Raw genomic sequence first — 26,388 nt, forward strand, 5'->3', positions numbered from 1 at the left:
GAATATATAGGGTGAAAGAGAGCGATTACAGATGTCAATAGTATGAATGAATCAAAGAAAATAATGTGACGGAGCGTGAGAATCTTGAATGAAGTTGTACAAGTTCCTGTTACGGATGTAAAGGGAATCGGAGGAGAAACATCTGAATTACTACACGAGATGGGAATTTATACAGTTTCTCATCTATTAGAACATTTTCCGTACCGTTATGAAGATTATGCGATGAAAGATCTTGCTGAAGTAAAGCATGATGAACGGGTAACAGTTGAGGGGAAAGTTCATAGTGCTCCTTTACTGCAATATTATGGGAAAAAGAAGTCGCGTCTTACGGTTCGTGTCCTCGTCGGTCGTTATTTAATTACAGCTGTATGTTTTAATAGGCCGTACTATAAGCAAAAGTTAAATTTAGATGAAACGGTAACGATTACTGGTAAATGGGATCAGCATCGTCAAACGATTGCGGTATCAGAGCTTCATTTTGGACCGGTTGTACGTCAACAAGAAGTAGAGCCTGTATACTCAGTGAAAGGGAAACTTACAGTAAAACAGATGCGTCGTTTTATTGCCCAAGCGTTAAAGGAGTATGGAGACTCTATAGTTGAAGTGTTGCCTGATGGATTGCTAAGTCGATATAAATTATTGCCGCGTTATGAAGCGCTTCGGGCGTTGCATTTTCCAGTAGGGCAGGAAGATTTAAAACAAGCACGTCGCCGTTTTGTATATGAGGAGTTTTTCTTATTTCAGCTGAAAATGCAAACATTACGGAAAATGGAGAGGGAAAATTCGAAAGGGACAAAAAAAGAAATTCCTTCAGCAGAATTGCAAGAGTTTATCGATGCGCTTCCGTTTCCCTTAACTGGTGCACAGCGCCGGGTTGTAGATGAAATTATGAAAGATATGACATCTCCTTATCGGATGAATCGTCTGTTGCAAGGTGATGTAGGTTCTGGGAAAACAGTTGTTGCAGCAATTGGCCTTTATGCAGCGAAATTAGCACATTATCAAGGTGCTTTAATGGTTCCTACAGAAATTTTAGCAGAGCAACATTATCAATCGCTCGCAGAGACATTCTCGCACTTTGGTATGAAGGTTGAATTGTTAACAAGTTCTGTTAAAGGTGTAAGGCGTCGAGAGATTTTGGCGAAATTAGAACAAGGAGAAATAGATATCCTTGTTGGAACACATGCTTTAATTCAAGATGAAGTTATTTTTCATAGGTTAGGTCTCGTTATTACTGATGAACAACATCGATTTGGTGTAGCGCAGCGACGAGTTTTAAGGGAGAAAGGTGAAAGTCCAGATGTTTTATTTATGACGGCGACACCAATACCGCGTACGTTAGCAATTACTGCATTTGGAGAGATGGATGTTTCTATAATCGATGAGATGCCAGCTGGTAGAAAGGTAATTGAAACATACTGGGCAAAACATGATATGTTAGATCGAGTTCTCGGTTTTGTGGAGAAGGAGATAAAAAAAGGAAGACAAGCATATGTTATTTGTCCCCTTATTGAAGAATCTGAGAAACTTGATGTACAAAATGCGATCGACTTACATAGTATGCTGACTCATCATTATCAAGGGAAATGCCAAGTCGGATTAATGCATGGAAGACTATCATCTCAAGAAAAAGAAGAGATAATGGGGCAATTTAGTGAAAATAAAGTACAAATTCTCGTGTCAACAACAGTTGTTGAAGTAGGTGTAAACGTACCGAATGCGACTGTAATGGTTATTTATGATGCAGAGCGTTTCGGTTTATCGCAGCTCCATCAGCTCAGGGGGCGTGTTGGGCGTGGTAGTGAACAATCATATTGTTTATTAATCGCGGATCCAAAATCGGAAACGGGAAAAGAGCGTATGCGTATTATGACCGAAACGAATGATGGATTTGTATTGTCAGAAAAAGATTTAGAGTTAAGAGGTCCTGGAGATTTCTTTGGAAGTAAGCAAAGTGGTTTGCCAGAATTCAAGGTTGCTGATATGGTACATGATTATCGAGCGTTAGAAACAGCTAGACAAGATGCGGCGTTACTAGTAGATTCAGAAGCGTTTTGGCATAATGATCAGTATGCTTCGCTGCGTACTTATCTTGACGGGACAGGTGTGTTCCAAGGAGAGAAGCTCGATTAAAGGGAGGCAACGAAAGTTTTTGTTGCATTCTACTTTTAATGATTATATACTACTGTTAGTACCTAGTCATAAAAATGGATGGTGCGGTATGAAAAAAAGAAGAAGTAAAAAAGAAAGACAAGAATTATTACAACAAACAATAGAAACGAATCCTTTTATTACGGATGAAGATTTAGCAGAAAAATTTCAAGTGAGTATACAAACTGTACGTCTTGATCGTATGGAATTATCTATTCCTGAATTAAGAGAAAGAATTAAACATGTAGCTACAAAGCAACATGAAGAAGATGTGAAATCTTTACCGTTAGAAGAGGTTGTCGGAGAAATTATCGATATAGAATTAGATAGACATGCGATTTCTATCTTTGAAGTGAAGGTAGAACACGTATTTAAAAGAAATCAGATTGCCCGTGGGCATCATTTGTTTGCACAAGCAAACTCACTAGCTGTTGCGGTTATTGATGAAGAATTAGCTTTAACTGCAAAGTCTACCATTCGATACATTCGTCCTGTAAAATTAGGAGAGCGTGTTGTTGCAAAAGCGCGCGTTGAAGATGTAGAGAATGATAAAGGACGGACCGTTGTCAAAGTGCGTAGCTTTGTTGGAGAAGAACTTGTTTTTACAGGCACTTTTGAAATGTATCGATCTAGTAATTATAGTGAGGAAGGTAACAACTTATGAAAATCGCAATAGATGCAATGGGCGGCGATCATGCCCCAAAGTCTGTCGTATTAGGAGCAATGAAAGCTATTAAGGAATATTCTGATTTACATATTACGTTAGTAGGTAAAGAAGAGGAAATTCGTCAATACTTAACGAGTGAAGAACGAATTACTATACTTCATACAGATGAAAAAATCGAATCGACAGATGAACCAGTAAGAGCGGTTCGTCGAAAAAAACAAGCTTCAATGGTACTAGCAGCGCAGCAAGTGAAAGACGGCGTAGCCGATGCTTGTATATCAGCTGGTAGTACAGGAGCTTTAATGGCGGCTGGATTGTTTGTTGTAGGTCGTATGGAAGGGATTGAACGACCAGCATTATCCCCTACAATGCCAACTGTTGATGGAGAAGGTTTTGTTATGTTAGATGTTGGAGCGAACGTTGATGCAAAACCAATTCATTTATATCAATATGCAGTAATGGGATCTGTATACGCTGAGAAAGTAAGAGGAATTAAAAATCCTCGCGTTGGCCTTTTAAACGTTGGAACAGAGGATGGCAAAGGGAACGAGCTTTCAAAACAAGTCTTTGCAATGCTTAAGGATGCCCCAATTAATTTCGTTGGGAATGTTGAATCAAGAGATTTATTGCAAGGTGTAGCAGATGTTGTTGTATGTGATGGTTTTACAGGGAATGTAGCACTGAAATCATTAGAAGGAACAGCACTTGCATTATTCTCTATGTTAAAAGAGCAATTGATGAGTTCGTTTACGAGCAAATTAGCAGCAGCGGTATTAAAGCCAAAACTTATGGTATTAAAAGATAAAATGGATTATTCGGAGTATGGAGGAGCGGCATTATTTGGATTGAAAGCTCCTGTCATTAAGGCTCACGGTTCTTCCAATGACCAATCAATATTTAGTGCGATTCGTCAAACGAGAGAAATGGTAGCGAAAGAAGTTATTCCTACTATTTCAAGCGTAATGGAGAAAGAGCCACTCCAATAAGAGGAGGATTTGAAATGGGAAAACTAGCATTTCTTTTTCCGGGCCAAGGTTCACAGGCAGTTGGAATGGGTAAACAGTTAGCGGAGAATAATAAAGAGGTTGCAAATGTGTTTGCAAAAGCAGATGAGGTGTTGCAAGATTCACTTTCAGAAGTGATTTTTGAAGGGCCGCAGGAAAAGCTGACGTTAACGACAAATGCGCAGCCTGCCTTATTAACAACGAGTTTTGCTATTTTGACAGCTTTGAAAGAGTATGATGTTACACCAGACTTTGTTGCAGGACATAGTTTAGGTGAATATAGTGCTCTTGTAGCAGCGGGTGCAATAACTTTTGAAGACGCTGTATATGCTGTAAGGAAACGTGGGGAATACATGGAAGAAGCTGTTCCTGGCGGAGAAGGTGCAATGGCGGCTATTTTAGGTGCTGATCCACATATGCTGAAACAAGTTACAGAAGAAGTAACAAGTGAAGGATATGCAGTACAAATCGCTAATATGAATAGTACGAAGCAAATTGTGATTTCTGGAACAAAGCAAGGAGTCGAGATTGCTTCTCAAAGAGCGAAAGAAAATGGTGCAAAGAGAGCAATTCCGCTTAAGGTAAGTGGACCGTTCCACTCTTCGCTTATGAAGCCAGCAGCGGAGAAGTTCCAAAGTGTCTTAAATGAAATTATAATTCAAGATACAAATATTCCTGTAATCGCGAATGTAACAGCAGACGTTATTACAAGTGGTGCACATATTCAAGAAAAGCTAATTGAACAGCTCTATTCGCCTGTCTTATGGTACCCATCCATTGAAAACATGGTGAATCAAGGGGTAGATACATTTATTGAGATTGGACCTGGGAAAGTACTTGCTGGACTTATGAAGTCAATTGATTCATCAGTAAAAGCATATGCGATATACGATGAAGAGACATTAAAAGATACCATTTCGAATTTGAGAGGAGAAAACTGATGTTAAAAGGGAAAGTAGCATTAGTAACTGGCGCTTCGCGTGGAATTGGTCGTGCGATTGCGATTGATTTAGCGAAACAAGGGGCAAATGTTGTAGTAAATTATGCTGGTAATGAGCAAAAGGCAAATGAAGTAGTTGATGAAATAAAGAAATTAGGTTCGGATGCAATTGCAGTAAGAGCAGATGTTGCAAATGCTGAAGATGTGACAAATATGGTGAAACAAACTGTAGATACATTTGGACAAGTTGATATTCTTGTAAATAATGCGGGTGTAACAAAAGATAATTTATTAATGCGTATGAAAGAAGAAGAATGGGATACAGTTATTAATACAAACCTAAAAGGTGTATTTTTATGTACGAAGGCAGTATCTCGATATATGATGCGTCAACGTCATGGACGTATTATTAATATCGCTTCTGTTGTTGGAGTAACAGGTAATCCAGGACAAGCAAACTATGTAGCTGCTAAAGCGGGTGTAATTGGATTAACAAAAACATCAGCAAAAGAGTTAGCGAGCCGTAATATTACTGTAAATGCAATTGCTCCTGGGTTTATTGCGACAGATATGACAGATGTATTAGATGAAAATATAAAAGCTGAAATGTTAAAATTAATTCCTGTAGCTCAGTTTGGTGAAGCGGAGGATATCGCAAATGCTGTAACGTTTTTTGCTTCTGATCAAAGCAAATATGTTACAGGTCAAACGTTAAATGTTGATGGCGGTATGGTAATGTAATAAAAGAATTGATTTCGGCTAGTTTTTTTGGTCAATATTTAATATAATATTTGAGGGGAGGTGAATGGAATGGCAGATGTTTTAGAGCGTGTAACAAAAATCATCGTTGATCGTTTAGGTGTAGAAGAAACTGAAGTAGTACCAGCTGCGAGCTTTAAAGAAGATTTAGGCGCAGACTCCCTAGATGTAGTAGAACTTGTAATGCAATTGGAAGATGAATTCGAAATGGAAATTTCTGATGAAGATGCTGAAAAGATTGCTACTGTTGGCGATGCTGTGACTTACATAGAGAGTCATCTATAATGCTTAAGTGAAGTCCCGTTTTTTAGCGGGGCTTCTCGGCTTATATCTGGAGGGACTTATGCCGTACCGAAAACATAGAGAAAAAAAATACGAAACAAAATATCGTGAAGCGTTTAAAGTATTTCAAGAAGAGATAGGTATTACGTTTTCAGATGAAAAATTATTGATTCAAGCATTTACGCATTCATCGTATGTGAATGAGCATCGAAAAAAACCGCATGAGGACAATGAGCGTCTTGAATTTCTTGGTGATGCTGTATTGGAACTCACTGTATCACAGTATCTGTTTCAAAAATATCCGACAATGAGCGAAGGAGAGTTAACAAAACTACGTGCAGCTATTGTATGTGAACCATCTCTTGTTCGTTTTGCAAACGAATTGTCATTTGGTAGCCTTGTTTTATTAGGGAAAGGTGAGGAAATGACGGGTGGACGTGAACGACCAGCTTTATTAGCGGATGTCTTTGAAGCGTTTATTGGTGCCCTTTATCTTGATCAAGGGCTTGAAACAGTTTGGGGATTCTTAAAAGAAGTTGTATATCCGAAAATTAATGAAGGTGCTTTTTCTCATGTGATGGATTATAAGAGTCAATTACAAGAGTTGATTCAGCGTGATGGTAGTGGCAATATTGAGTATCAAATTTTGCAAGAAAAAGGACCGGCTCATAACCGAGAATTTGTGTCACGTGTAACTTTAAATAATGAGGCATTAGGTCTTGGAAGTGGCAAGTCGAAAAAAGAAGCAGAGCAACAAGCTGCTGCAGAAGCATTGAAAAAATTAAAAGAACAACTATAAGGAATCCCCCTTTGAATGAGGGGGATTCCTTATGCATAGAATGAAACTTTCTTTTTATTTGTGAATAAAAGGAAGGGAAATCCGTATAATAGCTTGTTTTTGTATAGACAACAGTTATAACAACGGAGAATAGGAGGAAGGCCTTTCGTGTTTTTAAAAAGATTAGAAATAGCAGGGTTTAAGTCTTTTGCTGAGCGTGTATCTGTTGATTTTGTCCCAGGTGTAACTTCTGTAGTAGGACCTAACGGAAGTGGGAAAAGTAATATTACTGATGCGATTCGCTGGGTACTTGGTGAACAATCTGCAAAATCATTACGTGGTGCAAAGATGGAGGATATTATTTTTGCAGGCAGTGATACGAGAAGAGCAGTTAATGTTGCTGAAGTAACATTAACTTTAAATAATGAAGATCAACGTTTACCGATTGAATATAATGAGGTGTGTGTAACGCGTCGTGTATCTCGTTCTGGTGATAGTGATTTTTATATTAATAAACAATCATGTAGATTGAAAGATATTATCGATTTATTTATGGACTCTGGTATGGGAAGAGAAGCTTTTTCGATTATTAGCCAGGGGAAAGTCGAAGAGATTTTAAGTAGTAAATCAGAAGAACGTCGTGGTGTATTTGAAGAAGCGGCGGGAGTGCTGAAATACAAACTTCGTAAAAAGAAAGCTGAAGTGAAATTAGCAGAAACACAAGAAAACTTAAATCGTGTACAAGATATCATTCACGAATTAAGTAGTCAAGTAGAACCTTTAGAAAGACAAGCTTCTATTGCGAAAGATTATCTCGAGAAAAAAGAAGAATTAGAGAAAGTAGAAGCGGCGCTTATTGTACATGAAATTGAAGAATTACATGAGAAATGGGAAGCGCTTCGAAATCAGTTTGGGCATAATAAAAACGAAGAAGCTAAAATGTCAACGCATTTACAAAAAGGTGAAGAAGAGCTTGAGGAATTACGAGGGCAATTACAAGCAGTAGATGAGTCTGTAGATTCCTTACAAGAAGTACTTCTTCTTTCTAGTAAAGAGCTAGAAAAGTTAGAAGGACAGCGTGAGTTATTAAAAGAGAGAAAACAAAATGCAACGACGCATTGTGCACAACTCGAACAGTTAATTGTTGAATTAACAGAGAAAGCTACAAGTTATGATGAGGAAATTGAATCCAGTACAGAAGTGTTGATGCAATTTGTAAATCAAGTAAAAGAGTTGGAGACGAAATTGCATGATAATGAGCTACTGTTTGCAAATTTTGCTGACAATTTAGAAGAACAAATTGAGAATTTAAAAGGTGACTATATTGAACTTTTAAATCAACAAGCTAGTCATCGTAATGAGTTATCTATGATTGAAGAACAATCTAAACAACAAAACTCAAAAAATGAACGCCTCGATGAAGAAAATGCGAAATATGTAGAAATACGTATGGAAATTACAGCGAAAAAGACGAAACTTGTGGAAAGTTATGAGCAAGTGAAAGAAAAAGTAGTTGGAATCCTTTCTAATATACAAAAAACAGAAACGGCACTTGGGAAATGCAAGACCCAGTATAGTGAAAACGAAACAAAACTGTATCAAGCGTATCAATTTGTACAACAGGCACGTTCTCGAAAAGAAATGCTAGAAGAGATGCAAGAAGATTACTCTGGTTTCTATCAAGGGGTACGTGAAGTATTAAAAGCTAGAGAAGATAGGTTGCAAGGTATCGAGGGTGCTGTTGCAGAACTGTTAACGGTACCGAAAGAATATGAAATTGCAATGGAGATTGCTCTAGGTGCAGCAATGCAGCATATTGTCGTACAAAAAGAAGAACATGCTCGTAATGCAATTACGTTTTTAAAACAAAATAAACATGGACGAGCAACGTTTTTACCGCAAGCTGTTATTAAAAGTAGATCGTTATCATTTGAACAATTACGTATTGTAAACCAACACCCATCGTTTGTAGGTGTGGCGGCAGAGCTTGTGCAATATAACAATAAATATGAAAATGTAGTTTCAAATTTATTAGGTACTGTTATTGTTGCGAAAGATTTACGTGGGGCGAATGAGTTGGCGAAACAACTGCAATACCGATATCGCATTGTAACAATCGAAGGTGATGTAGTGAACCCTGGCGGTTCTATGACTGGTGGAGCGGTAAAGCAGGCGAAATCTTCTTTATTAGGACGTCAACGTGAACTAGAAGAGTGGACGAGCAAGTTAACTGATATGGAAGAAAAAACAACGAAGTTAGAAAACTTTGTTAAAGCAGTAAAGCAAGAGATTCAAGAAAAAGAAGTGCAAATACGCGAACTAAGGCAAAGTGTAGAAGCAGAGCGTGTAGATGAACAGAAATTAAGAGAAGAAATTAGTCGCTTAGAATTAGAAGAACATCGTATTAATGATCGTTTATCTATTTACGATTTAGAGATTGAAGGATTTTTACAAGATCAAGTGAAAATACAAGGGCGCAAAGAAGAGCTAGAAAAGATTTTAGCAACGCTTCAAGCGGAGATTACGGAATTAGATAGCAAAATTGTCGCTTTAACAAAACAAAAAAGTGAGCAGCATTCTTCGAAAGAAAAAGTACAAAAAGAAATGACTGAGTTAAAAGTGTTAGCGGCTGAAAAGCAACAACGCCTATCTAATCAAAAAGAAAAAGTTGAACGATTGACGAAGGAAAAAGAAGAAACGGATGCAACTCTTGTCAAAACAAAAGAGGATTTAGCATTCTTAAAACAAGAAATGACATCTAATTCAAGTGGTGAAGAACAGATTACGAATATGATTGAGAAGAAAGCGTATGATCGTAATCAAACGTCAGAGTTAATTCGCTCTCGTCGTGAACAACGCGTATCGTTACAAGAGAGAGTAGAACATTTAGAGCGTAATCTGAAAGAAACAACAGGTAAACATAAATACATTCTTGAGATGCTGAAAGATCAAGAAGTAAAAATAAACCGACTTGATGTAGAGTTAGAAAATAGATTACAACATTTACGTGAAACATATACGATTTCATTTGAAGCAGCAAAACTGAAGTATACAATGATGATGCCTGCCGAAGATGCACGTAAAAAGGTGAAACTAATTAAACTGTCCATCGAAGAGCTAGGCGCAGTAAACTTAGGGGCAATTGAAGAGTATGAGCGTGTAGCGGAGCGTCATACATTCTTATTAGAGCAAAAAGATGACCTAGAAGAAGCGAAAACGACATTGCACCAACTTATTACTGAAATGGATGAAGAAATGAAAAAACGCTTCTCTACTACGTTTGAAGGAATTCGAATGGAGTTTCAATCGGTATTCTCTGAATTATTTGGAGGCGGTAGAGCGGATTTAGTCATGACGAATCCAGAGGACTTATTAAATACGGGTATTGATATTGTAGCGCAGCCGCCAGGGAAGAAACTGCAAAACTTAGGCTTACTTTCTGGTGGAGAGCGTGCTTTAACAGCAATTGCGCTTTTATTTGGTATTTTAAAAGTGCGCCCAGTCCCATTCTGCGTACTAGATGAGGTAGAGGCGGCTCTTGATGAGGCGAATGTTGCCCGTTTTGCGCAGTATTTAAAGAGATTTAGTGATGAGACACAGTTTATTGTCATTACACATAGAAAAGGTACAATGGAAGAGTCTGACGTATTGTACGGTGTAACAATGCAAGAGTCAGGGGTATCTAAACTTGTTTCGGTTCGTTTAGATGATGGAGAAGAACTAGTTGCAAGTAATTAGGAAGGATGAGACAGTATGAGCTTCTTTAAAAAATTAAAAGAAAAAATTTCAAAACAAACAGATACAGTAACAGAGAAATTTAAAAATGGATTAGAAAAAACGAGAAATTCGTTTGCAGATAAAGTAAATGATTTAGTTTATCGTTATCGTAAAGTAGATGAAGATTTCTTTGAGGAATTAGAAGAAATTTTAATTGGTGCAGATGTCGGAGTTTCGACGGTAATGGAATTAATTGATCAATTGAAAGAAGAAGTGCAACGTCGTAACATCCAAGACCCAAAAGAAGTACAAGCTGTTATTTCAGAAAAGTTAGTAGGGATTTACAAAGGCGATAGTGAGTTTAGTAACGAAATTAATGTGCAAGAGGATCAATTGACAGTTGTTTTATTTGTCGGTGTTAACGGCGTAGGGAAAACGACGACGATTGGTAAACTAGCACATAAATTCAAATCAGAAGGTAAGTCTGTCCTATTGGCGGCAGGAGATACATTCCGTGCGGGAGCGATTGAACAATTAGAAGTATGGGGCGATCGCGTTGGTGTAGAAGTGATTAAACAAGGATCAGGATCTGATCCAGCGGCGGTTATGTATGACGCTGTACAAGCCGCGAAAGCACGTAAAGTAGACGTATTACTATGTGACACAGCAGGACGCTTACAAAACAAAGTAAACTTAATGAAAGAGTTAGAGAAAGTGAAGCGTGTAATCGAGCGTGAAGTACCAGGGGCTCCTCACGAAGTGTTACTTGTTATTGATGCAACAACAGGACAAAACGGTTTAAGTCAAGCGAAAACATTCCGTGAAGCAACGAATGTTACTGGTATTGTTTTAACGAAGTTAGATGGAACTGCTAAAGGTGGTATTGTATTAGCAATTCGTAACGAAATGGATGTACCGGTGAAATTCGTTGGATTAGGAGAGCAAATGGATGACTTACAGCAGTTTGATCCAGAACAATATGTGTATGGTTTATTTGCGAACTTAGTAGAAACAGAAGAAGTATAAGTGAAAGAAGCGGTATTTTCCGCTTCTTTTTCTATAAAAATATGTGATGTTAAGAAAAAAACTTGACACTCTTTTGTACTCCATGTAAACTAATTCATGTAAAGGGAAATCACTTAACAAAGGATGATCCAACATGCTCGAGAAAACAACGAGAATGAACTATTTATTTGATTTTTATCAATCGTTGTTAACGCAAAAACAAAGAAGTTATATGTCGCTTTATTATCTAGATGATTTATCTCTTGGTGAAATTGCGGAAGAATTTGATGTAAGTCGCCAAGCCGTGTATGATAACATTAAACGGACTGAAGCGATGCTTGAAGAATATGAAGATAAATTAGTATTACTTCAAAAGTTTCAAGAGCGACAGCGACTTGTTGCAAAGCTAAAACAGCTAATCAGCGAAGAAGAGCATGTGAATGAAGAAATGAAACAAGTTGTTGAAGCTATCGAAAAATTAGATTAGGAGGGCGGCAATATGGCATTTGAAGGATTAGCCGACCGACTTCAACAGACAATGCAAAAAATCCGCGGCAAAGGAAAAGTTTCTGAAGCCGATGTGAAAGAAATGATGAGAGAAGTTCGTCTAGCTCTTTTAGAAGCGGACGTTAACTTTAAAGTAGTAAAAGATTTTGTAAAGCGTGTGTCTGAACGTGCTGTCGGACAAGATGTAATGACAAGTTTGACACCTGGACAACAAGTAATTAAAGTCGTACAGGAAGAACTTACAGAACTTATGGGCGGAGAGCAAAGCAAAATTGCTGTTGCTAATAGGCCACCGACTGTTATAATGATGGTTGGTCTGCAAGGTGCGGGTAAAACAACGACGACAGGTAAGCTTGCGAATTTGCTTCGTAAAAAGCATAATCGTAAACCGATGCTTGTTGCAGCGGATATTTACCGTCCAGCAGCGATTAAACAGCTTGAAACATTAGGGAAGCAATTGGACATGCCTGTATTCTCTTTAGGAGATCAAGTAAGTCCTGTTGAAATTGCGAAACAAGCGATTGCAAAAGCAAAAGAAGATCATCACGATTATGTTTTAATCGATACAGCAGGTCGCCTGCATATTGATGAAGAACTAATGGATGAATTAGCGAAAGTGAAAGAAGTTGCGAAACCGGATGAAATTTTCCTTGTTGTCGATGCGATGACGGGTCAAGACGCGGTAAATGTTGCACAAAGTTTCCATGAACAGTTAGGTTTAACAGGTGTTGTATTAACGAAATTAGATGGTGATACGCGCGGTGGTGCGGCATTATCTATTAAAGCTGTAACAAATACACCGATTAAATTTGCTGGTATGGGTGAAAAACTAGATGCGATTGAAGCGTTCCATCCAGAGCGTATGGCATCCCGTATTTTAGGGATGGGAGACGTCTTAACATTAATTGAAAAAGCGCAAGCTACAGTTGATGAAGAGAAAGCAAAAGAACTTGAGCAAAAAATGCGTACGCTTTCGTTTACGCTTGACGATTTCCTAGAACAACTTGGACAAGTGCGTCAACTTGGACCGCTTGATGAATTGTTAGGAATGCTTCCTGGTGCAAATAAAATTAAAGGGCTGAAAAATGCGCAAGTTGATGAAAAACAAATTGGGCATATTGAGGCAATTATTCGTTCTATGACTAAATTAGAGCGAGAACAACCGGAAATAATCAATGCTAGTCGCAAAAAGCGCATTGCCAAAGGTAGCGGTACAACGGTACAAGAGATCAATCGTTTAATCAAGCAATTTGATGATATGAAAAAGATGATGAAAACGATGACTGGAATGCAAAAAGGTAAGAAAAAAGGACTAGGTGGATTGAAGTTTCCATTCATGTAAGGAAAAAAGATGGCTCTGTTAAGAAAAAATACTTTACAAAGCAATAGTCTTTTTGCTAATATAATTATCTGTGTGAAATAAATTCGGAGGTGCTTTATAAATGGCAGTTAAAATTCGTTTAAAACGTATGGGAGCTAAAAAAACTCCTTTCTATCGTGTAGTTGTTGCAGATTCTCGTTCTCCTCGTGACGGACGTTTCATTGAGGAAATCGGTACTTACAATCCGGTTGCTCAACCAGCTGAAGTTAAGATCAACGAAGAAGCAGCATTAAAATGGTTAGGAAATGGTGCTAAACCATCTGATACAGTTCGTAACTTATTCTCTAACCAAGGTATCATGGAGAAATTCCACTTATCTAAACAAGGTAAGTAATTGAGGCAATGACTATGAAGAAGTTAGTCGAGACGATTGTCAAGCCTCTTGTCGATCATCCTGAAGATGTAAAAGTTACACAGGAACTTTACAACGGAGAGATAAAGTATCGATTAACTGTACATCCTGAGGATGTTGGAAAAGTCATTGGAAAGCAAGGGAGAGTTGCGAAAGCAATTCGAATGCTCTTGTATTCAGTGGGACATCATAATGATGAAAAAGTAACACTGGAAATTCAATAAACGTAAAAAGGGCGAGGAGTTATTTCCTCTCCCTTTTTTAACATTTAAAGAGAAGTTGCATGTTCCATATATGAAATGGAAATGCTTAATTTATATAGAAACCAGGGGTGACATACTATTTATGACAAAGTGGTTTAACGTAGGGAAAATTGTAAATACTCATGGCGTAAGAGGAGAAATTCGTGTTATTTCTCGTACTGATTTTCCAGAAGAGCGATATAAAGTAGGAAACACATTATACATAAGTAACGAGAAAAGTACAGACTACCTTCCGGTGAAAGTAACTTCTCATCGTCAACATAAGACATTTGATCTATTAACATTTGAAGGATACAACAATGTAGATGAAGCAGAGAAGTTTAAAGGTTCTTTAATAAAAGTACCAGAAGAGCAGCTAGGTGAACTAGCTGAAGGCGAATACTACTACCATGAAATTATTGGTTGCAGTGTTGTAACGGAAGAAGGAGAAGCGTTAGGAACAATAAAAGAAATTTTATCTCCTGGTGCAAATGATGTTTGGGTAATTAAACGTCCAAAAGGTCAAGATCTATTAATTCCTTATATTGATGATGTTGTACTTCAAGTTAACATTGAGAATAAATTAGTAACCATTCATGTAATGGAAGGATTGCTATAATGAAAATTGACATCTTAACATTGTTTCCAGATATGTTTACGGGTGTGTTTGGATCTTCAATTTTAAAGAAAGCACAAGAAAAAGAAGCGGTAGAGCTTCGTGTTGTCAATTTCCGCGATTATACAACGAGTAAGCATAATAGCGTAGATGATTATCCGTATGGTGGTGGAGCTGGGATGGTATTAACCCCTCAGCCTATCTTTGATGCAGTGGAAGAGTTAACGAAGGAAACAGACCGTAAACCGAGAGTTGTTTTAATGTGTCCACAAGGAGAGCGTTTTACGCAGAAGAAGGCAGAAGAGCTTGCTGAAGAAGAGCATGTTATTTTTGTGTGTGGTCATTATGAAGGGTACGATGAACGAATTCGTGAGCATCTCGTAACAGATGAGATTTCTATCGGAGACTACGTATTAACCGGTGGAGAGTTAGCCTCTATGGTTATTACTGATAGTGTCGTGCGTCTCCTGCCGGGAGTGCTAGGAAATCATGCTTCGCAAGTCGAGGATTCGTTTAGTACAGGTTTATTAGAGCATCCTCATTATACACGTCCAGCTGATTTTCGTGGTATGAAGGTACCGGATGTATTAATGTCAGGAAATCATAAAAATATTGATGAATGGCGACACAAAGAATCACTACGTCGTACGTACACGCGTAGACCGGATTTACTGGAAGAACGAGAATTATCTAAGCAAGAAGCGAAATGGCTAGAACAGATTAAAGAAGACAAGTAAGGGCTTGATATATTTCCTATTGCAACAGTCCTAGCAATATGCTATTATAACACTTGTGCTACTGAAATCAGTGGCCGTATTAACGATGTTCCGCTGTAATTTATTAAGACTTTATAAGAGCATCTGTTTAAAGGAGAGAATTTAATATGCAACAATTAATCGCAGAAATTACTCAAGGCCAATTAAAAACTGACCTTCCTTCATTCCGTCCTGGAGACACTTTACGTGTACACGTAAAAGTAGTTGAGGGAACTCGTGAAAGAATTCAGCTTTTTGAAGGTGTTGTAATTAAACGTCGTGGTGGCGGAATCAGTGAAACATTCACAGTTCGTAAGATTTCTTACGGTGTAGGTGTTGAGCGTACATTCCCAGTGCACACGCCAAGAATCGCGAAACTTGAAGTACTTCGCCGTGGTAAAGTACGTCGTGCTAAGTTATACTACTTACGTAACCTTCGCGGTAAAAAAGCACGTATTAAAGAAATTCGATAAGACATGTATGGGAGCTTGTAAATACACAAGCTCCCTTTTTCCAATCTATATAAAATTTTGATATAATACGAGCAGCTTACATAATCGTGGAGGGGAAATGCATGAAGAAAGAAAAGAGTTCACTTTGGGAATGGATCAAGGCAATTTTGATTGCTGTTGTATTAGCGGGTGTTATTAGACAGTTTTTCTTTGCACCAATTCTCGTAGATGGAGTGTCGATGGCGTCTACTTTACATGATCGCGATCGAATGATTGTCAATAAAATTGGTTATCACATAGGAGATCCGAAACGATTTGATATTATCGTATTCCGAGCAACGGAAGATAAGGATTATATTAAGCGCATTATCGGCCTACCAGGCGATGAAATAGAGTATCGTAATGATAAACTATATGTTAACGGAAAGGCTTATGAGGAGCCGTATTTAGACAAGCAGAAAAAACAAATTGCTGACGGACCGCTTACATATGATTTTACTCTTGAAGAAATGACAGGGAAGAAAACTGTTCCAGAAGGTCAATTATTTGTTTTAGGCGATAATCGTCGTTTTAGTAAAGATAGTCGCTCAATTGGTACAATTTCAATGGACCAAGTGATTGGAAAAGCAAATATACTATATTGGCCGTTAAAAGATGCTCGTATTGTGAAATAAAAGAAAAAGAAGGTGGCAACATGGTAATTCAATGGTTCCCGGGACATATGGCAAAGGCTAGACGCCAAGTAACAGAAAAATTAAAGTTAATTGATGTTGTAATTGAGCTTGTAGATGCTCGATTACCTTTATCTTCTCGAAATCCAATGATCGATGAGATCATTACACATAAACCGAGGCTTGTTGTTTTAAATAAAGCGGATATGGCAGATGATCGTTTAACAAAGCAATGGATCGCATATTTTAAAGAAAAAGACCAAATGGCAATTTCAATTAACGCACAAGCTGGACAAGGTATGAAGGAAATTGCAGCAGCTTGTAAAGTGTTGGTGAAAGAAAAATTTGATAAAATGGCTGCAAAAGGTATTAGACCGAGAGCGATTCGTGCATTAATTGTAGGTATACCGAATGTTGGTAAATCTACGTTAATTAATAAGTTAGCGAAGAAAAATATTGCTAAAACAGGAGATCGCCCTGGTGTGACAACAGCTCAACAATGGATTAAAGTTGGGAAGGAAATGGAACTGTTAGATACACCTGGTATTTTATGGCCTAAATTTGAAGATCAACTAGTGGGTCTTCGTTTAGCGACAACAGGCGCAATTAAAGATTCAATTTTAAATTTACAAGATGTTGCTGTTTATGCACTACGTTTTATGGAGAAACATTATCCAGAACGTCTGAAAGAACGATATAATTTAAATGAAATTCCAGAAGATATTGTAGAGTTATTCGATGCAATTGGAAAAAATAGAGGCTGTTTAATGGGCGGCGGAATGATTGATTATGATAAAACATCTGAGCTTGTACTTCGTGAGCTTCGCGGTGGAAAACTTGGAAAAATGACGTTTGAAACACCGGAAGAGTTTGCAGAGCAGACAGAAGATGTAGAAAAAATAGAAGAAGTATAAGACGTGCGTTAGTGCGTCTTTTCTTTTTTGTATATAAAGGGAGTGGCATGAATGCAAAAAGTGACTATTCAAGAAGCGGAACGTTTACTGCATGAAATAATGAGTGAAGAAGATGATCGCTTTCAACTATTAATGAAAGACGAGCGGAAAGGGATACAAAAGCTCATTTTGAAGTGGCATAAACAAAAAGAGCTAGCGCAGAAAGAAAAAGAAAAGTTTTTCGAAATGTCTAGGTACGAGATTGCATTACGTGAAAAAGGGCTCACACTTATCGCGGGTATAGATGAAGTAGGGCGTGGGCCACTAGCTGGGCCTGTCGTGACGGCAGCTGTTGTCCTTCCGGAAGATTTTTATATTCCAGGGTTAAATGACTCGAAAAAGCTGAGTGAGGCGAAGCGAGAGCGTTTTTATGATGAAATCAAAGCACAAGCAATTGCAATTGGAGTTGGAATTGTATCACCACAAATTATTGATGAGATAAATATTTATCAAGCGACGAAACAAGCGATGTTAGATGCTGTTGCGAATTTATCTTGTGCACCAGAATATTTATTAATTGATGCGATGAAACTTCCTACACCAATTCCGCAAACATCCATTATTAAAGGTGATGCGAAAAGTATTTCTATTTCAGCTGCATCCATTATTGCGAAGGTAACGAGAGATCGTATGATGAAAGAACTTGGAGAAAAGTATCCTGCATATGGATTTGAACAACATATGGGATATGGTACAAAACAACATTTAGAAGCGATTGAAGCGCATGGAGTATTAGAAGAACATCGGAAATCGTTTGCGCCAATTAAAGATATGATTCAAAAATAAGCTGCGAATATGCAGCTTATTTTTTTATTTTGGTATATGAACATTACTATTTTCAAAAAAGAATAAAGCGATTTCAGTTTTCTGACACTTTATTGTAGACAGCGTGCCAATCATCTTATACAATGGCAATGTAATGTTTTTTAAACATTAAAAAACTTTTCGAGTAAAACAGGAAAACAGGGGAGGATGGGACCATGAATATCCATGAGTACCAAGGTAAGGCAGTCCTTAGAAGCTATGGGGTTAGCGTTCCGAACGGGAAGGTTGCATTTACAGTAGAAGAAGCTGTAGAAGCAGCGAAAGAATTAGGAACGGATGTATGTGTAGTAAAAGCACAAATTCACGCTGGTGGACGCGGCAAAGCTGGCGGAGTAAAAGTTGCAAAAAATTTAGATGAAGTTCGTACATATGCAGAGAGCATTTTAGGAACTACACTTGTGACACATCAAACAGGTCCTGAAGGTAAGGAAGTGAAGCGCTTACTTATCGAAGAAGGTTGCGATATTAAAAAAGAATATTATGTTGGTCTAGTTTTAGATCGTGCAACTTCTCAGGTTGTTTTAATGGCATCTGAAGAAGGTGGAACAGAAATTGAAGAAGTAGCAGAACAAACACCTGAAAAAATCTTTAAAGAATATATTGATCCAGCAGTAGGCTTACAAGGCTTCCAAGCGCGCCGAATCGCATTTAACATCAATATTCCAAAAGAGCTTGTAGGACAAGCTGTGAAGTTTATGATGGGCTTATACCGTGCGTTTATCGAAAAAGATTGCTCTATCGCGGAGATTAATCCACTTGTTACAACAGGTGACGGTAAAGTTATGGCATTAGATGCGAAATTAAACTTTGATTCTAATGCTTTATATCGCAATAAAGACATTTTAGAACTTCGTGATCTTGATGAAGAAGATTCAAAAGAAATTGAAGCTTCTAAATATGACTTAAACTACATTCCTTTAGATGGAAATATCGGTTGCATGGTTAATGGTGCAGGTTTAGCGATGGCTACAATGGATATCATTAAACATTACCATGGCGATCCAGCTAACTTCTTAGATGTTGGTGGCGGTGCAACAGCTGAAAAAGTTACAGAAGCATTCAAAATTATCCTTTCTGACAAAAATGTAAAAGGTATCTTCGTTAACATTTTTGGTGGCATTATGAAGTGTGATGTTATCGCAGAAGGTGTTATTGAAGCGACGAAACAAGTAGGTCTTGAATTGCCTTTAGTTGTACGTCTTGAAGGTACAAACGTAGAGTTAGGTAAGAAGATTTTAAATGAGTCTGGCTTAAATATTGTTGCAGCAGAATCTATGGCAGACGGTGCACAAAAAATTGTTTCACTAGTGGGCTAATAGAAAGCGGGGGAGAAAAATGAGCGTATTAGTTAATAAAGATACAAAAGTTATTGTTCAAGGTATTACAGGTTCTCAAGGATTATTCCACACAAAACAAATGATTGAATACGGTACGAAAATTGTCGGTGGTGTAACGCCAGGTAAAGGTGGCACTGATATTGAAGGTGTACCAGTATTTGATACTGTAGAAGATGCAGTGAAAGCAACAGGCGCAAATGCTTCAGTTGTATACGTTCCACCCGCTTTTGCGGCTGATGCAATTATGGAAGCAGTTGATGCAGAAATCGATTTAGTAGTATGTATTACTGAAGGAATTCCTGTATTAGATATGGTAAACGTAAAGAGATATATGGCAGGTAAACATACACGTTTACTTGGACCAAACTGTCCTGGTGTTATTACGCCTGATGAATGCAAAATTGGTATTATGCCAGGTTACATTCATAAAAAAGGCCATGTAGGTATCGTATCTCGCTCTGGTACATTAACGTATGAGGCTGTACATCAGTTAACACAAGAAGGTATTGGCCAATCTACTGCTGTAGGTATCGGTGGGGACCCAGTTAACGGTACGGACTTTATTGATGCGTTAAAAGCATTTAATGAAGATGAAGAAACGCATGCTGTAATTATGATTGGTGAAATCGGTGGTACAGCGGAAGAAGAGGCAGCTGAATGGGTGAAAGCTAATATGACAAAACCTGTTGTAGGCTTCATTGGTGGCCAAACAGCGCCTGCAGGCAAACGTATGGGCCATGCTGGTGCAATCATTTCTGGTGGTAAAGGAACTGCTGCTGAAAAGATTAAAACGATGGAAGCTTGTGGTATTAAAGTAGCGGAAACTCCAGCGGTTATGGGCGAAACGCTAATCTCTGTCTTAAAAGAAAAAGGTCTATTTGAGACTTGTAAAAACTACTAATCTGTTGAAAGACACCTTCTTGCTTGAAGGTGTCTTTTTACGTAATTCTTGTTTACATAATAAAAATTATGGGTAAGGAGAATTAAGATGAAAAGAGAACGATTATTACATCTTCATTATTTTTTAGCAGATCATTGGAAGGCGATGGAAAGACTACTATATGTCGATCCTGAATTGAAGGGAATATACACTTTTAATGCAATACAAGTGGAATACTACACTGGAATATCCTCGAAAAAATCTTCAGAATTAGTACGTTTTCTTCAAAGTTCAAATCTCTCGCAATATATATCTTATTTAGAGAAAAATCGAATCTTTTATATGACTATCTGTGATGAAGATTATCCACAATTATTACGTGAAATACAAGATCCGCCCTTTGTGTTATATGGAAAAGGTGAGAAGGATTTTCTCAATAAGGCGAATAAATTAGCGGTTATTGGAACGAGAGAACCGACTTTATATGGGCATGAGAGTTTACAATTTATTTTACACCCATTATTAGAAAGAGAATGGCTTATTGTCAGTGGGTTTGCAAGAGGGATAGATACAATGGCTCATGAAATTACAGTAAGACGGCATTGTCCGACTATTGCAATACTAGGACATGGATTATCGTATATGTATCCAAAAGAGAATAGACATTTATATGAAACATGGAATGAATATATATTGTTATTAACAGAGTATCCGCCGCACTATGCACCGAAAAAATGGTATTTTCCAAAAAGGAACCGAATCATTAGCGGTATAAGTAAGGGTGTTTTAGTTGTAGAAGCGAAATCAAGAAGTGGAACACTTATTACTGCGGACCTTGCTTTAGAGCAAAATAGAGAGGTATTTGCACTTCCTGGACCTATATTTATAGATAGTGCATCAGGAACGAATCATCTAATTCAACAAGGAGCAAAACTAGTAAGAAATGCAGAAGATATCTTGGAAGAGATTTTAAATTAACCTTATATTTTCATGTTTTTATTAAACAATTATTGACAAATGGTAGAAAGGCACTGTATGGTATATTCATTCTTGATTGACAAAAACAAGAGAAATCAATAAGATTGATGAAGACTTGAATCCACCTCTTAAGGAGGCACTAGCATGTCAGATTACCTCGTAATCGTGGAGTCGCCTTCTAAGGCGAAGACCATTGAGAAATATTTAGGGAAAAAATACAAAGTTGTCGCGTCTATGGGACACGTTCGCGATTTACCTAAAAGCCAAATGGGGATAGAAGTAAAGAACAACTTCACCCCGAAGTATATTACCATTCGTGGTAAAGGTCCCGTCTTAAAAGATTTAAAATCAGCGGCAAAAAAAGCAAAGAAAGTCTATCTCGCGGCCGATCCAGACCGCGAAGGGGAAGCAATTGCTTGGCATTTAGCCAATACGTTAAATGTGGACGTTGAATCAGATTGCCGAGTTGTGTTTAATGAGATTACAAAAGATGCAATAAAAGAATCATTTAAACATCCTCGTGCGATTAATATGGATTTAGTAGATGCACAACAAGCAAGACGTATACTAGATCGTCTTGTGGGTTACAATATTAGTCCTTTATTATGGAAGAAAGTAAAAAAAGGATTAAGTGCAGGACGCGTACAATCTGTAGCAGTTCGTTTAATTATCGAACGTGAAAAAGAAATTCAAATCTTTGAGCCTGAAGAATTCTGGACAATCAAGACAGAATTTGTGAAGGGGAAAGACACATTTGAAGCAAGTTTTTACGGTGTAGATGGTGAAAAAGTTCAATTAACGAATGAAACGCAAGTGAATGAAATAATTGAACAAATGAAAGATAATGCGTTTTCAGTTGAAAATGTAACGCGAAAAGAGCGAAAACGTAATCCTGCATTACCGTTTACAACATCTTCCTTGCAACAAGAGGCAGCTCGTAAGTTAAACATGCGAGCAAAGAAAACAATGATGCTCGCGCAGCAATTGTATGAAGGGATAGATCTTGGCAAGCAAGGAACTGTAGGTCTTATTACGTATATGAGAACTGACTCAACACGTATCTCAGAAACAGCTCAAACAGAGGCGCGTACTTACATTACTGAGGCGTTTGGTGCGGAATACATAGGAACAGAAAAGAAGAAAGAAACGAAAAAGTCGAACGCACAAGATGCGCATGAGGCAATTCGTCCTACTTCGGTAATGAGAAGGCCAGAGGAACTAAAGAGTTTCTTAAGTCGTGATCAACTTCGGTTGTATAAACTGATTTGGGAGCGATTTGTTGCAAGTCAAATGGCGTCTGCTATAATGGATACTGTGACAGCTAGACTCATTAATAACAATGTTCAGTTCCGTGCAAGTGGATCGGTTGTAAAGTTTCCAGGATTTATGAAAGTGTATGTAGAGTCGAAAGATGACGGGGCTGAAGAAAAGGATAAAATGTTGCCACCTTTAGAAGTAGGGGAAACGGTATTTTCGAAGGATTTAGAACCGAAGCAACACTTTACACAACCTCCGCCGCGCTATACAGAGGCTCGTCTAGTAAGAACACTTGAAGAGCTTGGAATTGGAAGACCGTCGACTTACGTACCGACACTTGAAACGATTCAAAAACGTGGATACGTAGGTTTGGATAATAAACGCTTTGTTCCAACTGAACTTGGTGAAATAGTAATTGAACTTATTTTAGAGTTTTTCCCAGAAATTATTAACATTGAATTTACTGCTAACATGGAGCAAAGTCTTGATGAAGTAGAAGAAGGAAATGCGAATTGGGTAAAAATTGTTGATGATTTCTACGTAGGCTTTGAACCGCGTTTAGAAAAAGCGGAAAAAGAAATGCGTGAAGTGGAAATTAAAGATGAACCAGCTGGGGAAGACTGTGAATTGTGTAATCACCCAATGGTCTTTAAAATGGGTAAATACGGGAAATTTATGGCTTGTTCGAATTTCCCAGATTGTCGTAATACAAAACCGATTGTGAAAGAAATCGGTGTTACTTGTCCGAAGTGTGATAAAGGTCAAATTATTGAACGCCGTAGTAATAAAAAGAAACGTCTTTTCTATGGATGTGGTACGTATCCAGAGTGTGACTTTGTATCTTGGGATAAACCAATTGGTCGTAAATGTCCGAAGTGCGAAGGTATGCTTGTAGAGAAGAAGTTGAAAAAAGGCGTGCAAGTACAATGTATTTCGTGTGATTATGAAGAAGAACAACAAATGTGAGCGTAACTGCTCACATTTTTTTCGGGAAGAAAAGGAAAGGTGATAAATATGACAACACAAGTAGTAAACGTCATTGGCGCAGGTCTTGCAGGAAGTGAAGCAGCTTACCAAATTGCAAAACGTGGTGTCCAAGTAAAATTATATGAAATGAGACCAGTAAGGCAAACGCCAGCTCATCATACAGATAAATTTGCAGAGTTAGTATGTAGTAATTCGCTTCGTGCAAACACATTAACAAACGCTGTTGGTGTTATTAAAGAAGAAATGCGTCTAATGGACTCTGTTATTATTCGTGCAGCTGATGAGTGCTCTGTACCAGCAGGAGGGGCTTTAGCTGTAGATCGTCATGAATTTGCAGCAAAGGTAACGGAGTATGTGAAAAACCATCCGAACGTAACTGTGATGAATGAAGAAATTACTGAAATTCCAGAAGGGCCTACTGTTATCGCGACAGGTCCACTTACGTCTCCTGATCTTGCAGCACAATTAAAAGAATTAACAGGTGAAGATTATTTTTATTTCTATGATGCTGCAGCACCAATTGTTGAGAAAGACAGCATTGATATGAATAAAGTATATTTAAAGTCTCGTTACGATAAAGGTGAAGCTGCATATTTAAACTGCCCAATGACGGAAGAGGAATTTGACCGTTTTTACGAGGCTTTAATTGCTGCTGAAACAGTACCTTTAAAAGAATTTGAAAAAGAAATTTTCTTTGAAGGTTGTATGCCAGTAGAAGTTATGGCAAGTAGAGGAAGACAGACGCTAGTATTTGGACCGATGAAACCTGTTGGATTAGAAGATCCGAAAACAGGGAAAACGCCATATGCTGTTGTTCAGTTACGTCAAGATGATGCAGCGGGAACGTTATACAATATCGTAGGTTTCCAAACGCATTTAAAGTGGGGGCCACAAAAAGAAGTGTTACAGTTGATTCCGGGACTGGAAAACGCAGAGATTGTACGTTATGGTGTAATGCATCGTAATACGTTTATTAATTCGCCTAACTTGCTTCGTCCAACATATCAATATAAACAACGTGATGATTTATTCTTCGCTGGCCAAATGACTGGAGTAGAGGGATATGTTGAATCGGCGGCATCAGGATTACTGGCGGGTATTAACGCTGCTCGACTTGTGAAAGGTGAAGAGCCGGTTGTATTACCGCCTGTAACTGCAATGGGAAGTATGGCGAATTATATTACTGCGACAAACGCGAAAAACTTCCAGCCAATGAATGCAAACTTCGGTTTGTTTGCACCGTTAGAGAAGAAAATTAAGAGAAAAGCAGAACGAAATGAAGCATATGCAACACGCGCTTTAGAGACAATTCAAAATTTTGTAAATATTTAGTTAAATTTCTTGCAAAGGCTACTAAGTTGTGATACGATTTAGTAGCCTTTATTGAGGTGAATTGTGTGAATGTGAAGAAATTGTTACAATTATTCGTTGGATATTTACAAATTGAAAGAAATTATTCAAAATATACAATTGCAAGTTATCAAAATGATTTAGAACATTTTGTGCAATTTATGGAGCGAGAAGGCATATCCTCTTTTTTAGATGTTACATACGCGGATGTTCGTTTGTACTTAACGACGTTGCACGATGAAAAGTTAGCCCGTAAATCTGTCGCAAGAAAAGTATCAAGCTTACGAAGTTTATATCGTTTTTTGATGCGTGAAGGTTATCGGAAAGATAATCCGTTTGCACTTGCGTCACTCCCCAAAAAAGAATTGTCAATCCCAAAGTTTTTATATGCTGAAGAATTAGAGGAATTGTTTGAAGTTGCTGATACGGAAACGCCGCTAGGTCAAAGGAATCAAGCTTTATTAGAGTTGATGTATGCGACTGGAATCCGTGTGAGTGAATGTGTCAATTTACAACTTACCGATATTGACTTCGCGGTGGGAACAATTTTAGTAATGGGAAAAGGAAAAAAACAAAGGTATATTCCGTTCGGAAGCTATGCGCAAGATGCTTTAATTACTTATATAGAGAACGGGAGAAAACAGTTAGCTCACAAAACTGAAGAACACTCTCATATGGTATTTTTAAATGCGAAAGGCACGCCGCTAACAAGTCGAGGGGTACGCTATGTATTAAACGAACTCATTAAGAAAGCTTCACTGACAATGCGGATCAGTCCCCATATGTTAAGGCATACATTTGCTACACATATGTTAGATGAAGGGGCAGATTTACGTACTGTACAGGAGCTACTCGGTCATGAGAATTTGTCGACGACACAAATTTATACGCATGTCTCTAAAGAAAGATTGCGTTCGGTCTACATGAAGCATCACCCACGGGCATAAATTGCTTTTAAAGCTATAAAAACATATAAAGGAGTTTTTTCTATGGGAAATTTCCACGCTACAACGATATTTGCAGTTCATCATAATGGAGAATGTGCAATGGCTGGAGATGGCCAGGTGACGATGGGAAATGCAGTTGTAATGAAACATACAGCTCGTAAAGTCCGTAAACTTTTCCAAGGGAAAGTTTTAGCTGGCTTTGCAGGTTCCGTTGCTGACGCATTTACTCTTTTTGAAATGTTTGAAGGGAAATTAGAAGAGTACAATGGGAACTTGCAGCGTGCTGCAGTTGAGATGGCAAAACAATGGCGTGGCGACAAAATGTTACGTCAACTAGAAGCGATGCTCATTGTCATGGATAAAACAACTATGCTTCTTGTTTCAGGTACAGGAGAAGTAATTGAACCGGATGATGGTATTTTAGCGATTGGATCTGGTGGGAATTATGCGCTTTCTGCAGGTCGTGCTTTAAAACAATATGCAAGTGAACATTTAACAGCGAAGCAAATTGCGAAAGCGAGTTTAGACATTGCTGGCGATATTTGTGTTTATACAAACCACAATATAATTGTGGAAGAATTGTAGAATCGTAAGG

26 protein-coding genes are annotated in these 26,388 nt (G+C 38.0%); all 26 read left to right on the top strand.

Features of this window, described 5'->3' with window-relative positions:
* The first annotated feature begins 84 nt into the window (after positions 1–84).
* Positions 85–2,133: an ATP-dependent DNA helicase RecG gene (recG, locus tag KVT31_RS04225; protein WP_088097500.1), complete on the top strand. Its 2,049-nt coding sequence runs from the start codon at positions 85–87 to the stop codon at positions 2,131–2,133.
* Between the two features lie 88 nt (positions 2,134–2,221).
* Entirely contained in the window at positions 2,222–2,815 is a 594-nt protein-coding gene (gene fapR / locus KVT31_RS04230; protein ID WP_000747352.1) for a transcription factor FapR, read from the top strand.
* Positions 2,812–3,804 carry a phosphate acyltransferase PlsX gene (gene plsX / locus KVT31_RS04235; protein WP_088097499.1) on the top strand — a complete coding sequence of 331 codons (993 nt, stop codon included), beginning with the start codon at positions 2,812–2,814 and terminating at the stop codon, positions 3,802–3,804. The genes fapR and plsX overlap by 4 nt, the downstream gene beginning before the upstream one ends.
* Positions 3,805–3,818: 14 nt before the next feature.
* Positions 3,819–4,763, top strand: coding sequence for an ACP S-malonyltransferase (fabD, locus tag KVT31_RS04240; RefSeq protein WP_088097498.1), 945 nt, complete (start codon positions 3,819–3,821; stop codon positions 4,761–4,763).
* The gene (fabG, locus tag KVT31_RS04245; protein WP_061678211.1) at positions 4,763–5,503 is read left to right on the top strand and encodes a 3-oxoacyl-[acyl-carrier-protein] reductase; all 741 of its coding nucleotides are present in this window, start codon (positions 4,763–4,765) and stop codon (positions 5,501–5,503) included. The genes fabD and fabG overlap by 1 nt, the downstream gene beginning before the upstream one ends.
* Positions 5,504–5,572: 69 nt before the next feature.
* Positions 5,573–5,806, top strand: coding sequence for an acyl carrier protein (gene acpP, locus KVT31_RS04250; RefSeq protein ID WP_000786062.1), 234 nt, complete (start codon positions 5,573–5,575; stop codon positions 5,804–5,806).
* A gap of 58 nt (positions 5,807–5,864) precedes the next feature.
* Positions 5,865–6,602, top strand: coding sequence for a ribonuclease III (rncS, locus tag KVT31_RS04255; RefSeq protein ID WP_098341877.1), 738 nt, complete (start codon positions 5,865–5,867; stop codon positions 6,600–6,602).
* Positions 6,603–6,749: 147 nt separating this feature from the next.
* Entirely contained in the window at positions 6,750–10,319 is a 3,570-nt protein-coding gene (gene smc, locus KVT31_RS04260) for a chromosome segregation protein SMC (protein WP_088097496.1), read from the top strand.
* 15 nt (positions 10,320–10,334) lie between these two features.
* Complete coding sequence (ftsY, locus tag KVT31_RS04265) at positions 10,335–11,324, top strand: signal recognition particle-docking protein FtsY (protein WP_088097495.1); 990 nt, start codon at positions 10,335–10,337, stop codon at positions 11,322–11,324.
* Positions 11,325–11,457: 133 nt separating this feature from the next.
* On the top strand, positions 11,458–11,790 hold the full coding sequence (locus KVT31_RS04270; protein WP_000891061.1) for a putative DNA-binding protein: 333 nt from the start codon (positions 11,458–11,460) through the stop codon (positions 11,788–11,790).
* 12 nt (positions 11,791–11,802) lie between these two features.
* A complete protein-coding gene (ffh, locus tag KVT31_RS04275) occupies positions 11,803–13,152 on the top strand; it encodes a signal recognition particle protein (protein ID WP_000863466.1) in 1,350 nt (449 codons plus the stop codon).
* A 100-nt stretch (positions 13,153–13,252) separates the two neighbouring features.
* Entirely contained in the window at positions 13,253–13,525 is a 273-nt protein-coding gene (gene rpsP / locus KVT31_RS04280; protein ID WP_000268750.1) for a 30S ribosomal protein S16, read from the top strand.
* Positions 13,526–13,539: 14 nt separating this feature from the next.
* Entirely contained in the window at positions 13,540–13,767 is a 228-nt protein-coding gene (locus KVT31_RS04285; protein ID WP_000737399.1) for a KH domain-containing protein, read from the top strand.
* 121 nt (positions 13,768–13,888) lie between these two features.
* Complete coding sequence (gene rimM / locus KVT31_RS04290) at positions 13,889–14,404, top strand: ribosome maturation factor RimM (protein ID WP_000170282.1); 516 nt, start codon at positions 13,889–13,891, stop codon at positions 14,402–14,404.
* On the top strand, positions 14,404–15,138 hold the full coding sequence (gene trmD / locus KVT31_RS04295; protein ID WP_000686894.1) for a tRNA (guanosine(37)-N1)-methyltransferase TrmD: 735 nt from the start codon (positions 14,404–14,406) through the stop codon (positions 15,136–15,138). The genes rimM and trmD overlap by 1 nt, the downstream gene beginning before the upstream one ends.
* A 146-nt stretch (positions 15,139–15,284) precedes the next feature.
* Positions 15,285–15,629: a 50S ribosomal protein L19 gene (rplS, locus tag KVT31_RS04300; protein ID WP_001186518.1), complete on the top strand. Its 345-nt coding sequence runs from the start codon at positions 15,285–15,287 to the stop codon at positions 15,627–15,629.
* Positions 15,630–15,730: 101 nt separating this feature from the next.
* Positions 15,731–16,282, top strand: coding sequence for a signal peptidase I (lepB, locus tag KVT31_RS04305; RefSeq protein WP_000711857.1), 552 nt, complete (start codon positions 15,731–15,733; stop codon positions 16,280–16,282).
* Between the two features lie 20 nt (positions 16,283–16,302).
* A complete protein-coding gene (gene ylqF, locus KVT31_RS04310; RefSeq protein WP_000236692.1) occupies positions 16,303–17,193 on the top strand; it encodes a ribosome biogenesis GTPase YlqF in 891 nt (296 codons plus the stop codon).
* Positions 17,194–17,244: 51 nt separating this feature from the next.
* Complete coding sequence (locus KVT31_RS04315; RefSeq protein WP_088097494.1) at positions 17,245–18,018, top strand: ribonuclease HII; 774 nt, start codon at positions 17,245–17,247, stop codon at positions 18,016–18,018.
* A 194-nt stretch (positions 18,019–18,212) separates the two neighbouring features.
* Positions 18,213–19,373: an ADP-forming succinate--CoA ligase subunit beta gene (gene sucC, locus KVT31_RS04320; protein ID WP_001020792.1), complete on the top strand. Its 1,161-nt coding sequence runs from the start codon at positions 18,213–18,215 to the stop codon at positions 19,371–19,373.
* A 19-nt stretch (positions 19,374–19,392) separates the two neighbouring features.
* Positions 19,393–20,295 (top strand): succinate--CoA ligase subunit alpha, encoded by a 903-nt coding sequence (gene sucD, locus KVT31_RS04325; RefSeq protein WP_000115178.1) that lies wholly within the window; start codon positions 19,393–19,395, stop codon positions 20,293–20,295.
* A gap of 87 nt (positions 20,296–20,382) precedes the next feature.
* On the top strand, positions 20,383–21,252 hold the full coding sequence (gene dprA / locus KVT31_RS04330; protein WP_088097493.1) for a DNA-processing protein DprA: 870 nt from the start codon (positions 20,383–20,385) through the stop codon (positions 21,250–21,252).
* A 144-nt stretch (positions 21,253–21,396) separates the two neighbouring features.
* Positions 21,397–23,475: a type I DNA topoisomerase gene (gene topA, locus KVT31_RS04335; RefSeq protein ID WP_088097492.1), complete on the top strand. Its 2,079-nt coding sequence runs from the start codon at positions 21,397–21,399 to the stop codon at positions 23,473–23,475.
* Between the two features lie 48 nt (positions 23,476–23,523).
* Positions 23,524–24,828 (top strand): FADH(2)-oxidizing methylenetetrahydrofolate--tRNA-(uracil(54)-C(5))-methyltransferase TrmFO, encoded by a 1,305-nt coding sequence (gene trmFO, locus KVT31_RS04340; RefSeq protein ID WP_000211996.1) that lies wholly within the window; start codon positions 23,524–23,526, stop codon positions 24,826–24,828.
* A 65-nt stretch (positions 24,829–24,893) separates the two neighbouring features.
* Positions 24,894–25,793: a tyrosine recombinase XerC gene (gene xerC / locus KVT31_RS04345; protein WP_001101235.1), complete on the top strand. Its 900-nt coding sequence runs from the start codon at positions 24,894–24,896 to the stop codon at positions 25,791–25,793.
* A gap of 42 nt (positions 25,794–25,835) precedes the next feature.
* A complete protein-coding gene (gene hslV, locus KVT31_RS04350) occupies positions 25,836–26,378 on the top strand; it encodes an ATP-dependent protease proteolytic subunit HslV (RefSeq protein ID WP_000526271.1) in 543 nt (180 codons plus the stop codon).
* Positions 26,379–26,388: the final 10 nt, after the last annotated feature.

The sequence above is a fragment of the Bacillus sp. GbtcB14 genome (assembly GCF_019091205.1).
Classification (GTDB): domain Bacteria; phylum Bacillota; class Bacilli; order Bacillales; family Bacillaceae_G; genus Bacillus_A; species Bacillus_A cereus_AG.

Excerpts from the sequence above, each read along its gene's own strand:
- rimM (WP_000170282.1), top strand. The coding sequence starts at position 13,889 with ATGACAAAGTGGTTTAACGTAGGGAAAATTGTAAATACTCATGGCGTA.
- rpsP (WP_000268750.1), top strand. The coding sequence starts at position 13,253 with ATGGCAGTTAAAATTCGTTTAAAACGTATGGGAGCTAAAAAAACTCCT.
- fapR (WP_000747352.1), top strand. The coding sequence starts at position 2,222 with ATGAAAAAAAGAAGAAGTAAAAAAGAAAGACAAGAATTATTACAACAA.
- hslV (WP_000526271.1), top strand. The coding sequence starts at position 25,836 with ATGGGAAATTTCCACGCTACAACGATATTTGCAGTTCATCATAATGGA.
- KVT31_RS04315 (WP_088097494.1), top strand. The coding sequence starts at position 17,245 with ATGCAAAAAGTGACTATTCAAGAAGCGGAACGTTTACTGCATGAAATA.
- trmD (WP_000686894.1), top strand. The coding sequence starts at position 14,404 with ATGAAAATTGACATCTTAACATTGTTTCCAGATATGTTTACGGGTGTG.
- topA (WP_088097492.1), top strand. The coding sequence starts at position 21,397 with ATGTCAGATTACCTCGTAATCGTGGAGTCGCCTTCTAAGGCGAAGACC.
- ftsY (WP_088097495.1), top strand. The coding sequence starts at position 10,335 with ATGAGCTTCTTTAAAAAATTAAAAGAAAAAATTTCAAAACAAACAGAT.
- lepB (WP_000711857.1), top strand. The coding sequence starts at position 15,731 with ATGAAGAAAGAAAAGAGTTCACTTTGGGAATGGATCAAGGCAATTTTG.
- plsX (WP_088097499.1), top strand. The coding sequence starts at position 2,812 with ATGAAAATCGCAATAGATGCAATGGGCGGCGATCATGCCCCAAAGTCT.
- rncS (WP_098341877.1), top strand. The coding sequence starts at position 5,865 with ATGCCGTACCGAAAACATAGAGAAAAAAAATACGAAACAAAATATCGT.
- acpP (WP_000786062.1), top strand. The coding sequence starts at position 5,573 with ATGGCAGATGTTTTAGAGCGTGTAACAAAAATCATCGTTGATCGTTTA.
- sucD (WP_000115178.1), top strand. The coding sequence starts at position 19,393 with ATGAGCGTATTAGTTAATAAAGATACAAAAGTTATTGTTCAAGGTATT.
- KVT31_RS04270 (WP_000891061.1), top strand. The coding sequence starts at position 11,458 with ATGCTCGAGAAAACAACGAGAATGAACTATTTATTTGATTTTTATCAA.
- sucC (WP_001020792.1), top strand. The coding sequence starts at position 18,213 with ATGAATATCCATGAGTACCAAGGTAAGGCAGTCCTTAGAAGCTATGGG.
- ffh (WP_000863466.1), top strand. The coding sequence starts at position 11,803 with ATGGCATTTGAAGGATTAGCCGACCGACTTCAACAGACAATGCAAAAA.
- trmFO (WP_000211996.1), top strand. The coding sequence starts at position 23,524 with ATGACAACACAAGTAGTAAACGTCATTGGCGCAGGTCTTGCAGGAAGT.
- rplS (WP_001186518.1), top strand. The coding sequence starts at position 15,285 with ATGCAACAATTAATCGCAGAAATTACTCAAGGCCAATTAAAAACTGAC.
- dprA (WP_088097493.1), top strand. The coding sequence starts at position 20,383 with ATGAAAAGAGAACGATTATTACATCTTCATTATTTTTTAGCAGATCAT.
- KVT31_RS04285 (WP_000737399.1), top strand. The coding sequence starts at position 13,540 with ATGAAGAAGTTAGTCGAGACGATTGTCAAGCCTCTTGTCGATCATCCT.
- fabG (WP_061678211.1), top strand. The coding sequence starts at position 4,763 with ATGTTAAAAGGGAAAGTAGCATTAGTAACTGGCGCTTCGCGTGGAATT.
- fabD (WP_088097498.1), top strand. The coding sequence starts at position 3,819 with ATGGGAAAACTAGCATTTCTTTTTCCGGGCCAAGGTTCACAGGCAGTT.
- ylqF (WP_000236692.1), top strand. The coding sequence starts at position 16,303 with ATGGTAATTCAATGGTTCCCGGGACATATGGCAAAGGCTAGACGCCAA.